Source organism: Amycolatopsis umgeniensis (genome assembly GCF_014205155.1).
GTDB lineage: Bacteria > Actinomycetota > Actinomycetes > Mycobacteriales > Pseudonocardiaceae > Amycolatopsis > Amycolatopsis umgeniensis.
In genome coordinates this window covers 4,277,407-4,289,295 of record NZ_JACHMX010000001.1, presented here as the reverse complement: position 1 = coordinate 4,289,295, position 11,889 = coordinate 4,277,407, and the positions used below count along the sequence as shown (strand labels likewise).

Here is an 11,889-nt window from a genome sequence, read left to right as displayed (position 1 = left end):
ACCACCTTCGGTGCGACCCGAGGATGAGCGGCATGGCACGATTCGACCCGGCAGGCTTTGACGACTGGGAGGGGACAGGCGCCGTGACGTCACCGACGGAACAGGGCCGTCTCGCCGGCCCGCTGTCGATGTCGGTGGCGAACCTGTGTCATCGGCTCCAGCCGCAGGTGTCCGCACGGACCGCGGCCGGTTTCGCCGAGGTGCTGCGCAGACTGGGCGGTCCGCTCCAGGTCGCCGTCGCGGGCCGGATCAAATCGGGGAAGTCCACGCTGGTCAACGCCCTGATCGGGCGCCGCGTCGCGCCGACCGACGTCGGCGAGTGCACCCGGCTGGTGACCCGGTTCCAGTACGGAACCGTCGACCGCGTCGAGATCGTCTTCACCGACGGCCGCAAGCAGGTGCTGCCCTTCGCCGCCGACGGGATGATCCCGGCCGAGCTGGGCATCGACATCGACAAGGTCTCGCATATCGAGGCGTACCTCACCAACGCGGTCCTGCAGGGCATGACCGTCATCGACACCCCCGGCCTCGGGTCGCTCGACGCCGCGTCGGTGTCGCGGACCGAGCAGTTGCTGGGCGCGGCGAAGCACCGCAAGCCCGACGACGACGAAGAGGACGACGAAGAGGGTTCGGACGAGCTGGACGACACCTCGCGCAACGCCGTCGCGGGCGCCGAGGCCGTGCTCTACGTCGTCACACAGGGCGTGCGCGCCGACGACCAGCAGGCGCTCGCCGCGTTCACCGCCGCGACAGCGAGCCGCGAGGCGGGTCCGGTCAACGCGATCGCGGTGCTCAACAAGGCGGACACCATCGCGCCGGAGTCGGTCGAAGGCTCGGGCGGCGACGTGTGGAAGGCCGCGACGCTGCTGTCGGAGAAGCAGGCCGCGACGCTGAAGCCGAGGATCGCGGACGTGCTGCCGGTGATCGGGTTGATCGCCGAGTCGGCGGAGTCCGGCGGGTTCACCTCCGGGGACGCCGAGGCGCTGCGCCAGCTGTCCGAGATGGACGACGACATCCTCGAGACCATGCTGATCTCGGCCGACATCTTCACCAGCTGGGACTGCGACGTCGCGGCGGGCGTCCGGCTGCGGCTGCTGGAGAAGCTGGACCTGTTCGGCGTCCGGTACGCCGTCGAAGCGATCCGCAAGGAACCCGAGATCACCGCGGGCTCGCTGCGGCGGAAGCTGCTCGACGCCTCCGGTCTCGAAGCCGTCCGCCAGCGGTTGAGCATCGTCTTCGCCGCCCGCGCCGACGGCATCAAGGCGGCCGCCGCGCTGGCTTCGGTCACCGCGCTGGCCCACGCCTCGGGCGACCCGGCCGAACGGCAGCGCGTCCACGACGCGATCGAGGTCCTGCTGGCCAAGCCCGAAGCGCACCAGCTGCGGCTGCTCGAAGCGCTCACGCTGGTCGCGTCCGGCGCTGTCGACATGCCCGAGGACTTGTCCGAGGAGGTCCTGCGGGTCGGCAGCAACGCCGACATCGGCGCCCAGCTCGGCAAACCGGGCGCTCCCCGTGCCGATCTCGCCGCCCACGCACTCGAACGCGCCGGCTGGTGGCGCTCCTTCGCGTCCTTCGGCGCGACGCCCGCCCAGAGCCGCGTCGCGCACGTCGTGCACCGGGCCTACTTCCTCATCTGGCAGCAGATCCGCGACCCGCAGGCCTGACGCACCCCCGCGTTCAGTCCTCTGGATGCGGTACTTGCACGCGCAACTACCGCATCCAGAGGACTGAACGCGGCCGGTTCCGGGCCCCAGGATTGATAAACCGAGCGCTCGGTCTAATAATGGGCACCATGGAAACGATCGTCGACGAGCCCCAGTGGCTGCGCACGGCCTCCTGGCTCGGCTGTCCGCTGGTGGGCGCCGCGATCGGCTGGTTCCTCCAGTCGATCGCCGACTGGGTGGTCTCCCTGAGCTGGGTCCCGTTCAAGGGCCCGTTCCAGCTCGTCTCGGACATCCCCGACCCGTGGGGCCCGATCGCCGGGGCCGGCGCCGGCCTGGTCCTCGGCCTGCTGTTCGCCGCGGCCTGGGCGCACGAGCGGCTCATCGTCAAGGTGACGCCGACCCGCATCACCCTCACCGTCAAGGGGCGCACCCGCGCCTACGAAGCCAAGCTGCAGGCCGTCTTCTTCGACGACAAGGAGCTCGTCCTGCTCGCCGCCGACGGCCGGGAACTGGCGCGGCAGAAGAGCGACGTCGATCGCAAAGCCGTCGCCAAGGCCTTCATCGAGCACGGCTACCCCTGGCACGCCGAACCGCCGGCGGTGAAATGAGGACGGTCGACCCGGCCAAGCACGAGGCGAAACGCCGCGCCATCCTCGACGCCGCCGCGTGGTGCTTCTCGGAGAAGGGCTTCGAGAAGACCACGACGGCGGAGATCTGCCGTGTCGCGGGGATCAGCACCGGCAGCCTGTTCCACTACTTCCCGAACAAACGCGCGCTGTTCGTCGGCATCTTCGAACAGGACGGCGACGAAACCGCGGCCCTGATCGCGGCCGCCCGTGAGATCGAGGATCCGTGGGAGGCGATCCTCCAGGTCATCGCCCACATGTCCGAACAGCTCCTCCATCCCGTCGCGGCCAAGCTCGTCCTCGAGGTCGCCGCGCAGTGCGCCCGCGACCCCGAACTCGCCGAGCTGGTCCAGGGCAACGATCGCGTCCTGCGCGACGCACTGGTCGGCCTCGTGACACGCGCCGTGGAAGCGGGCCGGATCGATCCCGGATTCGAGCCGAAAACGGCGGCCAGCTGGCTCGTCGCGTTGATCGACGCGCCGCTCTCCCGCGTGATTCTGGAGCCGGACCTCGATCCGGCCGCGGAACTCGCGGTGATGAAGGTGCTCGTCGCCAGATTCCTTCGCCCCGTTTCGGTCACAGGGAACAGTTCCACCGGCTAAAGTGACCAAGGTCTTTTGATCTTTTGAAGTCGCGCTTTTCGGCCGTCAGGCCCCGCTATCGTGATGGCAGGGCGCGCCTGTCGGGTGAACGCGATCGGACTACGAGAGGCGCGCTCTGGCAGCGCGATCGCGGGGGCGCGATAGGTAACACAGTGGGTGCGTGGCTGCGCAAGAAGGCGGTCGACGAGGAGAATCCGGATGACGTGCCCACCGGCCAGATCGCGGCGGTGAGCATCGCGGCGATCATCGCCGAGGCGGACGGCGCGACTTCGCCGCCCGAGGGAACCGAGGCCGTCGAAGCCACGTCGAAGACCGATGTGGAGTCCACGACCACGGGTCCGGCCGACCTCGAACAGGCTCTCGCCGACAGGCAGGCGCTGATCCAGCTCTGCCTGTACGCCCTTGATCGCGCCCGCAGCGGCGGCGTCGTCGAGCGGCTCGAACACGGTCTCGCCGGGATCGGCGTCCGTGCCCTGCGTCCCGACGGCGAGCGGTTCGACCCCGCCGTGCACGAGGCCGGTGGCGCGGTCGCTACCGAAGACCCGGCGCTCGAAGGGCTCGTCGCGGAGACCGAGGTCGTCGGCTTCGCCGATCACGACCGCGTCCTGCGCGCGCCGATCGTCATCGTCTACGCGAAGAAGGCCCAGTGACCGCACCCGGTTTGCCCGCGGTCGTCCAAAGCACCCGCGAGCAGCTGCTCACCGTCGTCCGCGAAGCCGATCCTCAGGCGGCGAAATGGGTCGAGGACATCCGGAAGGCGCGGCCGAAGAAGCCGTCGGTCGTGGTGGTCGGCGAGACCAACCGCGGCAAGAGCTCGCTCGTGAACGCGCTCCTCTCCATGCCGGGACTGTCCCCTGTGGACGCCGACGTCGCCACGGCGACGTACCTCGTCTTCGAGCACGCCCAGCAGTGGTCCGCCCAAGCCTGCTATCCGGGCCAGCTGGCACCGGTGCCGATCAACCTCAACGACCTGATCCACTGGGTCTCGGCCGCGCACGAACTGCCGGAAGGCCAGCTCCCGCCGCGCTACGTCGAGGTTTCAGGGCCGGTCCCGCTGCTCGAGCGTGTGTCCATTGTGGATACCCCGGGCGTCGGCGGACTCGACTCGATGCACGGCGAACTGGCGAAGGAGGCTGCCGCGGGCGCCACCGCGCTGCTGTTCGTCGTCGACGCTTCCTCTCCCTTCACCGCGCCGGAACTGCAGTTCCTGCATGACATGGGCGAGCGCGTCGAGACAGTGCTGTTCGCGCTGACCAAAACCGACCAGTTCCGCGGCTGGCGCGAGGTGCTCGAAGCCGACAGGCGGCTGCTCGCCGAGCACGCTCCCCGGTTCGCCGACGCGGTGTTCCACCCGGTGTCCGCGCGCATGTTCGAGACGGCGGCCAAGGCCCCGAACGAGCAGATGGCCATGATGCTGCGCGAGAAGGCCGGGATCGCCGCGTTGCAGGGCGCGCTGCAGGAGTTGCTGGTCGGCCGCTCGGCGATGCTGGGCGAGGCCAACACGCTGCGCGCGCTTTCGAGCGCGCTGGGCGAACTCAAGGCGAAGCTGCAGGCGGAAAGCCGCGCGCTGTCGGCCGGTGAGGCCGAGGCGGAACAGCTGCGCCAGCGCCGCGACGACCTGACCACCGAGCGCCGCTCTTCGACCCGGGGCTGGCAGCTGAAACTGCGCGCGGAGATCCAGCGGACCCGCGTCGAGGTCGGGCACGAGACCAGCAGGCAGATGCGCGACGCGTCGACCCATTTCCGGCAGCGGATCGACGGCGCGAAGCGTGACGACCTCGCCGCGCTGCCCCAGCAGGTCGACATCGCGCTGCAGACGACGTCGCAGCGGATCTCGATGCTGCTCTCCCAGCGGCTCAACCAGGTCACCAACGTCGCGCTTTCGGAGCTGTTCTCGGCCGAAGAGCTCGACATCATCCGCGGCCAGTTCGCCAGGGCGGGCGGTCCGCCGGTCGTCCTGCGCCCGCCGGACAAGAAACCGCCGACGGCCGAAGACAAATTGCTCATCTTCATGGGTGTTTCCGGCGGACTCGGTGCCGGGAAGGTCGCCGCGCTGCCACTGGCCGGTGTCGCGATCCTGAACCCGGTGATCCTGCCCGCCACGATCATCATCGGCCTCGGCGCCGGATGGTGGATGGCGCGGACCCGCAAGCACGCGTCGGACAAGCAGCATATGAAGCAATGGCTGGTCGAGGCGATCGCCGACGCGCGGTCCACCTTGGACCAGCTCGTCGCGGAGCAGCTGATCGAGGCCGAACAGCAGCTGTCGATGGCGCTCGACGAAGCCCTCGGCCGCCGCATCGACGCGATCGAGGCGGAGTTGAAGGAAGTCGACAAGACGATCAAGATGGGCGCGCAGGAACGGGCCAAGAAGATCTCGTCGGTAGCGAAGCGTTTGAAGGACGTCTCCGACGGCCGTGATCGCGCGGAGTCGCTTCTCGGTCGCATCCGGTCACTGCGCGACGCCTGACCAGGGTGGCCGGTGTTGTGGACCGGAACCGAACGGGCCTACGGTGAGTCTTAAGCTTCGACACACCAGCAGGTCAACGAGGGGGTTATCCCATGTGGGTCGACGAGAGCGGCGGCACGGACACCGAGGCGGGCTCCACGGAGGCGGTCACGGTCCACGTTGACGGCGAGGAGTACCAGGCCGAGCTCAACTACGACCTCGACAAGGACGGCGTGAACGACGCCGCCGTCATCCAGCACGACGACGGCACCGGCCAGGCGTTCGTCGACACCGACGGCGACGGCGACGCCGATCAGTACGCGGTGCTCGACGAGAACGGCAAGGTCGTCCAGGAAGCCGTCTACGACGAATCGTCCGGCGCGTGGGTCGAGGCCGGTGGCGGCAGCGACGACAGCGGCAGCGACGCGGGCACCAGCGGCACCATGCACGCCGACATGCCCAGCGGCGACGTCGAGGTCGGCCCGCCGACGATCGACACCGACGGCGACGGGACCCCCGACACCGCCGTCATCCAGACCGAGGACGGCCGCACGATCGCCTTCACCGACAAGGACGGCGACGGCAAAGCCGACATCGCGGTGGAGACCGACGCTTCCGGCAACTCCAAGACCTACGAGCACACCGGGCCCGGCCAGTGGACCGAGACCAGCAGCGGTGTGGTCAATGAGGACATCGGCTCGGCCTTCGCGAGCGCTCCCGCCGGCGACCCGGCAGGCGACGCGGCCTGGGGCGGCGCGGGCACCCAAACACTCGAAGGAGTGGCGAAGATCGATTCCGCCACCGGCCAGTGGATCAGCCCGAACTGAATCCGGAAATGGACTAAACCAATACGGATACCCATTCGTGAGTGGTCCAGTCCATTCTTCCGGCAATTCGGTGTAATTCTGGTCACAGAACAGCCCGGTACGAGACCTCGTACCGGGCTTTCTCGTGTCCGATTCGCCCACTGAGGGTCTGGCGGTTGTGCCGTCGATCACCGGAAGAATTTCTGCGTATGGCCCATTCCGGTGATACTGAATCGATTCCCTTATCGTTCTTGTGAGAGAACCGACAGGTCAGCTCTCGGTTACCTGCCGGTCATCCGGCTACTCTCGGGGAATCCCAAAACCTGCACACCGGTCTTCCCGCCGGTGTGCGAAGCCATTCGGTCGCCGGCACTGAAGCCCGCATCGGAACAGCGTCGTTCCCGATGTGGGCTTCTGCCGTCGGAAGTCAGGAGTAGAGATGACCGCAGTCGCCATCCCTGGACTGGAAAAAGCGCCGACGACGCACAGCGGCGTGCTGTCCTGGGTCCGGGAGGTCGCCGAACTGACCACTCCGGACCGCGTGGTGTGGGTCGACGGGTCCGACGAAGAGGCCGCGCGTATCAACGCCGAACTGGTCTCCGCCGGCACGTTCGTGCAGCTCGACGCGAAGCCCAACTCGTACTGGGCCGCTTCCGACCCGAATGACGTCGCCCGCGTCGAAGAGCGCACCTTCATCTGTTCGGACAACGAAGAAGACGCCGGTCCCACCAACAACTGGATGGACCCGGCCGAGATGAAGGCCACGATGACCGAGCTGTACCGCGGGTGCATGCGCGGTCGCACGATGTACGTGATCCCCTTCTGCATGGGCCCCCTCGGAGCCGAGGACCCCAAGCTCGGCATCGAGATCACCGACTTCGCCTACGTCGTCGCCTCCATGCGCGTGATGACCCGCGCCGGCAAGGCCGCGCTGGACAAGTTCGTCACCGAGGACGGCACCGAGCGTTCGTTCGTCCCGGCGCTGCACTCCGTCGGCGCCCCGCTGGAGCCGGGTCAGAAGGACGTCTCCTGGCCGTGCAACACCACCAAGTACATCTCGCACTTCCCCGAGAGCCGTGAGATCTGGAGCTACGGCTCCGGCTACGGCGGCAACTCGCTGCTGGGCAAGAAGTGCTACTCGCTGCGCATCGGCTCGGTCATCGCCCGTGACGAGGGCTGGCTGGCCGAGCACATGCTGATCCTCAAGCTGATCTCGCCGGAGGACAAGGTCCACTACGTCGCGGCGGCTTTCCCGAGCGCCTGCGGCAAGACCAACCTCGCCATGCTCCAGCCGACCATCCCCGGCTGGCGTGCCGAGACCCTCGGTGACGACATCGCGTGGATGCGGTTCGGCGAGGACGGCCGCCTGTACGCGGTGAACCCCGAGTTCGGCTTCTTCGGCGTCGCGCCGGGCACCGACTGGCACACCAACCCCAACGCGATGCGCACCATCGAAAAGGGCAACACGGTCTACACGAACGTCGCGCTGACCGACGACGGCGACGTCTGGTGGGAGGGCATGGGCGAGAAGCCCGAGCACGCCACCTCCTGGAAGAAGCAGGAGTGGACGCCGGAGTCGGAAGAGAAGGCCGCGCACCCGAACTCGCGCTACTGCACCCCGATGTCGCAGTGCCCGATCCTCGCGCCCGAGTGGGACGACCCGAAGGGCGTGCCGATCTCGGCGATCCTCTTCGGCGGCCGCCGCAAGACCACGGTCCCGCTGGTCAACGAGGCCCGCGACTGGCAGCACGGCGTGTTCATGGGCGCCACCATGTCGTCGGAGACCACCGCGGCCGCCGCCGGCGCGGTCGGCAACGTGCGCCGCGACCCGATGGCCATGCTGCCGTTCCTCGGCTACCACGCCGGTGACTACTTCAAGCACTGGCTGGACCTCGGCAAGAACGCCGACGCCGACAAGCTGCCGAAGATCTTCTACGTCAACTGGTTCCGCCGTGGCGACGACGGCCGCTTCCTGTGGCCGGGATTCGGCGAGAACTCGCGCATCCTGAAGTGGGTCATCGAGCGCGTCGAGGGCAAGGGCAACGCGAACGAGACCCCGGTCGGTTTCGTGCCGAACGCCGAGGACCTCCACACCGAGGGCCTCAAGGAGCCGCTGGCCGACATCCAGGCCGCACTGGACGTCTCGGCCGACGAGTGGCGCAAGGAACTGCCCCTCATCGAGGAGTGGTTCGAGAAGATCGGCGACAAGGTCCCGTCTTCGCTGCGTGACGAACTGGACGCGCTGAAGCAGCGTCTCGGCTGATCCTGAACACCGGAGAAGGCCTCATCCCCATGGTCATTCCTGGGGATGAGGCCTTTCTCTTTCGGCATGGGTAGCGTGGCCGCATGCTCAAGTTCGGCGTGAACATGGTCGTCCCGGACAGCCGGGCGGCGTGGGTCGAGAAATGCCGCAAGGCCGAAGCCCTCGGTTTCGACGTCGTTGGTGCGGCGGACCATCTGGGTATGGCGCCGCCCTTTCCCGCCCTCGTGCTCGCCGCCGAGGTGACCGAGCGGGTGCGGCTCAACACGTTCGTCATCAACACCGCTTTCTACAATCCGGTGCTGCTCGCCCGCGACGTCACCGGCACGGACCAGTTCACCGAAGGCAGGCTCGAACTGGGTCTCGGCGCCGGGTACCGGAAGGCCGAATTCGAAGCGGCGGGGATGGAATTCCCCCGTGCCGGCCTGCGCGTCGAACACCTCGAACACACCATCAAAGAGCTCAAAAGGCTTTACGCGGACGAAGGCCATAAACCGGAAACCGTGCAGAAACCGGGCCCGCCGCTGATGATCGCCGGTCGAGGGGACAGGGTGCTCGCCTTGGCCGCCGAACACGCCGACATCATCGGATTCTCCGGTACGGCGGCCGTTCCCGACGGGGGTGCGCTGGTTCTCGACGACGCGGCCGGGATCGACGGACGCGTGGCTTTCGTCCGCGAGAAACTGCGTGGCCGCGCCGCCGAATTCAACGTCATTTCGCAAGTGGTCACGGTGACCCGCGATCGGCGTGCGGGTTTGGAAAGTGCTCACGAATTCCTGAAGGGCACGCTCACCGTCGAGCAGCTCGCCGAAGTGCCGACGGTGCTCATCGGTACCCACGAGCAGATCGCCGAACAGATCCTCGCCCATCGCGAGCGGTTCGGCTTGACGTATTTCACCGTGCTCGAGCGCAATATGGAGCCGCTCGCACCGGTGATCGACCTGGTGCGCGGCAAATGATCGACGTACGCGGGCTCGGCGTCAAGGCCGGGGAGCACTGGTTGTTCGAAGACCTCGATTTCGAGGTCGAAGCGGGCGAATGCGCGGTGATCGCGGGCCCGAACGGGGTCGGGAAATCGACTTTGCTGAGGTGCCTGTACGGAACGCAGGCGCCGCAACGAGGACGCGTCGTCGTCGCGGGCGGAAAACCCGACGAGCGTGACCTTTCCTTTCGCCGCAAGGTCTCCGTCCTGTTCGACGATTCCGATTTCTTCGCCGAATTGACCCCGCTCCAGCATCTCGAAGTGCTGGAGGGTTCGTTCGGAGCCGATCTCGGCGATCACGAAGCCTTGTTGTCGGACGCGGGCCTGTCCGAACGCGCGAAGGTCACCGCGGGCAAGTTCTCCGCCGGGCAGCGCCGCCGTCTGCTGCTCCTCGGCGCGACGGCGCGGCCGCACGACGTCCTGCTGCTCGACGAGCCCGAGCGGGCGCTCGACGTCGCCGGGAAGGAATGGCTGACGTCGCTGATCGCGCGTTCGACCGGCGCCGGGGCGGCGGTCGTGGTGGCGACACACCATCCCCCGCTGCTCGAAGCGGCCGACTCGACCCTCGAGCTGTGGTGACCACGAAGGCCCCCACGCACGTTCCGGGACGACAGCGATTCGGCGGACTGCTCAACGGGGATTACCAGACCTTTCTCGCGCTGTTCGGTTTCGGCGCGCTCTTCACCGCGTTCGAGAACCTGCCGAAGCTGCGTCATTTCCTTTTTGGACAGTCCCTTGTGGATTTCCCGGCGGTGTTCGGCCTGCTGATCGTGCTGTGCGCGATCTTCTGGCGCAGCCTGTTGCGCCGCGGTTTCGTCTGGGCCGAACCGGCGGCGCTGACGTGGATGGACTTCGCCGGTGTCGACAGGCGCCGTGTCGTCGCGAAGCGGATGTGGACGCTCTGGCTCGGGCTGGTCGTGGTGGTCGGCTACACCGGGGCGCTGGTCACCGCGATCGGCGGCGGATCGAAGGACGTCTGGATCGCGATGTCGGCGTTGACCGCCGCCGGGGCGGTCCTGGCCGCCGTCACCGCGCGGCGGACCGCGATCCGCGGGGAAACGTTCGCGCCGGTCGTGCTCGCGGTGGCCGGTCTGGCGGTGGCCGCCGCCGGGCTGGGCCCGATCGCGGTCGAAGTGCTGGCCGGTGCGCTGTTCGTTGTCGCGGTGGCGGTGGCCTTCGGCGGCGAACCGGTGTCCAGGGTCGGGCGCCAGGACCTCGTCGACGGCTGGAACGCGCGGCTCCTGCGGGCGATGGCCGCGGTCTTCATGGACCCGATGCTGCTGATCCCGGAATCGAAGCCGGTGCCTTGGCTTTCGCTGCGGCGTCCGACGGCGCTGCGGCTCGCGTGGGCCGGGGTGCTCGGCCGTTCGCGTTTCGCGGCGGCCAGTGTGGTGATCGCGTGCCTGGTCGGTGCCGGACATCTGGCGTTCCCGGCCGTCCCGGCGGGGCCGCTGTTCGCGCTCGGCGCGTACGCGGCGCTGGTGCCGTTCGTCGGCGGGCTCGGCGAACTGTGGCGCAACCCCGGCCGCAGGCGATGGCTCGGCGCGTCCGACTGGGAGCTACGGCTGGTCAACGGCCTGGTGATCGCGGTGCTCGGCCTCGGCTGGGGAGGCCTGCTCGGCTTGGTGACGCTGACGCTCGGGGTGACTCCGGCCTGGCCGGTGTGGCTCGCGATCCCGCTCGCCGTCTTCGCCGCGCTCCGGACGGCGACCCGGCCGCCGATGAACTACGACGTCAGCGGCGGTGCCGCCGGGCTCCAAGCGCTGAGGGGAGTCGACGTGCTGGTCGTCGGTTCCGTCTTGCTGTCCGTGATCGCCTGAGGTCACCCGTTCCCGCGTTCGGATCATTCGAATACTCCGAACGCGGGTTACCCTCGATGCGACGAAAGGAGCACGAGTGGGCGGCGGGCACGCACCGGGCAAGGGGCGGCGGGCGACCAGCGAGTTCCCCGCGGGCTGGACCGACGAGCAGATCATCGCGGTGATCAAGGACGTCGCGAACGATCCGAGCGAACCCCGCCGCAGACAGCACAACGGCCGCTGGCGCTGCGCGGGCGAGCGGTACGGCGTGCACCTGATCGTGCTGGTCGAGGACAACGGCGACGTCAAGACGGGCTATCCGGTGGCGGGTCCCGGCGTGGTCCGCAATCCCGATGCCGCGGCCGACCCGGCGAACCCGACAGTCGCCGACCTGGCCGCCGGCCGCATCAGCTTCTTCGGCGACAGCCTGCTCGACCAGATCGCCGACCGCGTCGCGCCGGACGTCCTCGCCTTCTACCGCACCCTGCACTGGTCGGGTGAGTGGGAAGAACTGGCCGACGTCCTCGTCGCGCACGCGGTGAACGAGAACCTACGGCTCGGCGTGGACGAATTCGCCACCCTGGAAAGCCTGCTGAACAGCTTCGACCTGCCGATCGACGGCTTCCTCTACCTGAACGACCGCGCGCACACCTTGGCCACCCTGCGCCCCTGACTCGCGTGATCCGCCCCCAATCACGCGA

11 protein-coding genes are annotated in these 11,889 nt (G+C 68.3%); all 11 read left to right on the top strand.

Features of this window, described 5'->3' with window-relative positions; translation table 11 throughout:
- Positions 1-83 precede the first annotated feature (83 nt).
- The 11 genes from HDA45_RS20000 (at position 84) to HDA45_RS19950 (ending at position 11,861) form a co-directional block, all read left to right on the top strand.
- The gene (locus HDA45_RS20000) at positions 84-1,664 is read left to right on the top strand and encodes a dynamin family protein (protein ID WP_184905831.1); all 1,581 of its coding nucleotides are present in this window, start codon (positions 84-86) and stop codon (positions 1,662-1,664) included.
- 128 nt (positions 1,665-1,792) lie between these two features.
- Positions 1,793-2,272, top strand: coding sequence for a YqeB family protein (locus tag HDA45_RS19995; RefSeq protein WP_184897531.1), 480 nt, complete (start codon positions 1,793-1,795; stop codon positions 2,270-2,272).
- Complete coding sequence (locus tag HDA45_RS19990) at positions 2,269-2,892, top strand: TetR/AcrR family transcriptional regulator (protein ID WP_184897529.1); 624 nt, start codon at positions 2,269-2,271, stop codon at positions 2,890-2,892. The genes HDA45_RS19995 and HDA45_RS19990 overlap by 4 nt, the downstream gene beginning before the upstream one ends.
- Positions 2,893-3,044: 152 nt before the next feature.
- Positions 3,045-3,542, top strand: coding sequence for a nucleotide exchange factor GrpE (grpE, locus tag HDA45_RS19985; protein ID WP_184897527.1), 498 nt, complete (start codon positions 3,045-3,047; stop codon positions 3,540-3,542).
- Positions 3,539-5,362 carry a dynamin family protein gene (locus tag HDA45_RS19980; protein WP_184897525.1) on the top strand — a complete coding sequence of 608 codons (1,824 nt, stop codon included), beginning with the start codon at positions 3,539-3,541 and terminating at the stop codon, positions 5,360-5,362. The genes grpE and HDA45_RS19980 overlap by 4 nt, the downstream gene beginning before the upstream one ends.
- Before the next feature lie 92 nt (positions 5,363-5,454).
- Positions 5,455-6,168, top strand: a complete 714-nt coding sequence (locus HDA45_RS19975; protein ID WP_184897523.1) for a DUF6802 family protein — start codon at positions 5,455-5,457, stop codon at positions 6,166-6,168.
- 418 nt (positions 6,169-6,586) lie between these two features.
- Complete coding sequence (locus tag HDA45_RS19970; protein WP_184897521.1) at positions 6,587-8,410, top strand: phosphoenolpyruvate carboxykinase (GTP); 1,824 nt, start codon at positions 6,587-6,589, stop codon at positions 8,408-8,410.
- A gap of 83 nt (positions 8,411-8,493) precedes the next feature.
- The gene (locus HDA45_RS19965; RefSeq protein WP_184897519.1) at positions 8,494-9,366 is read left to right on the top strand and encodes a TIGR03621 family F420-dependent LLM class oxidoreductase; all 873 of its coding nucleotides are present in this window, start codon (positions 8,494-8,496) and stop codon (positions 9,364-9,366) included.
- Positions 9,363-9,968 (top strand): ABC transporter ATP-binding protein, encoded by a 606-nt coding sequence (locus HDA45_RS19960; RefSeq protein WP_184897517.1) that lies wholly within the window; start codon positions 9,363-9,365, stop codon positions 9,966-9,968. Before HDA45_RS19965 ends, HDA45_RS19960 begins: the two co-directional genes overlap by 4 nt.
- The gene (locus tag HDA45_RS19955; protein ID WP_184897515.1) at positions 9,962-11,209 is read left to right on the top strand and encodes a DUF6297 family protein; all 1,248 of its coding nucleotides are present in this window, start codon (positions 9,962-9,964) and stop codon (positions 11,207-11,209) included. Before HDA45_RS19960 ends, HDA45_RS19955 begins: the two co-directional genes overlap by 7 nt.
- A 76-nt stretch (positions 11,210-11,285) precedes the next feature.
- Complete coding sequence (locus HDA45_RS19950; RefSeq protein ID WP_343072110.1) at positions 11,286-11,861, top strand: EndoU domain-containing protein; 576 nt, start codon at positions 11,286-11,288, stop codon at positions 11,859-11,861.
- Positions 11,862-11,889 lie beyond the last annotated feature (28 nt).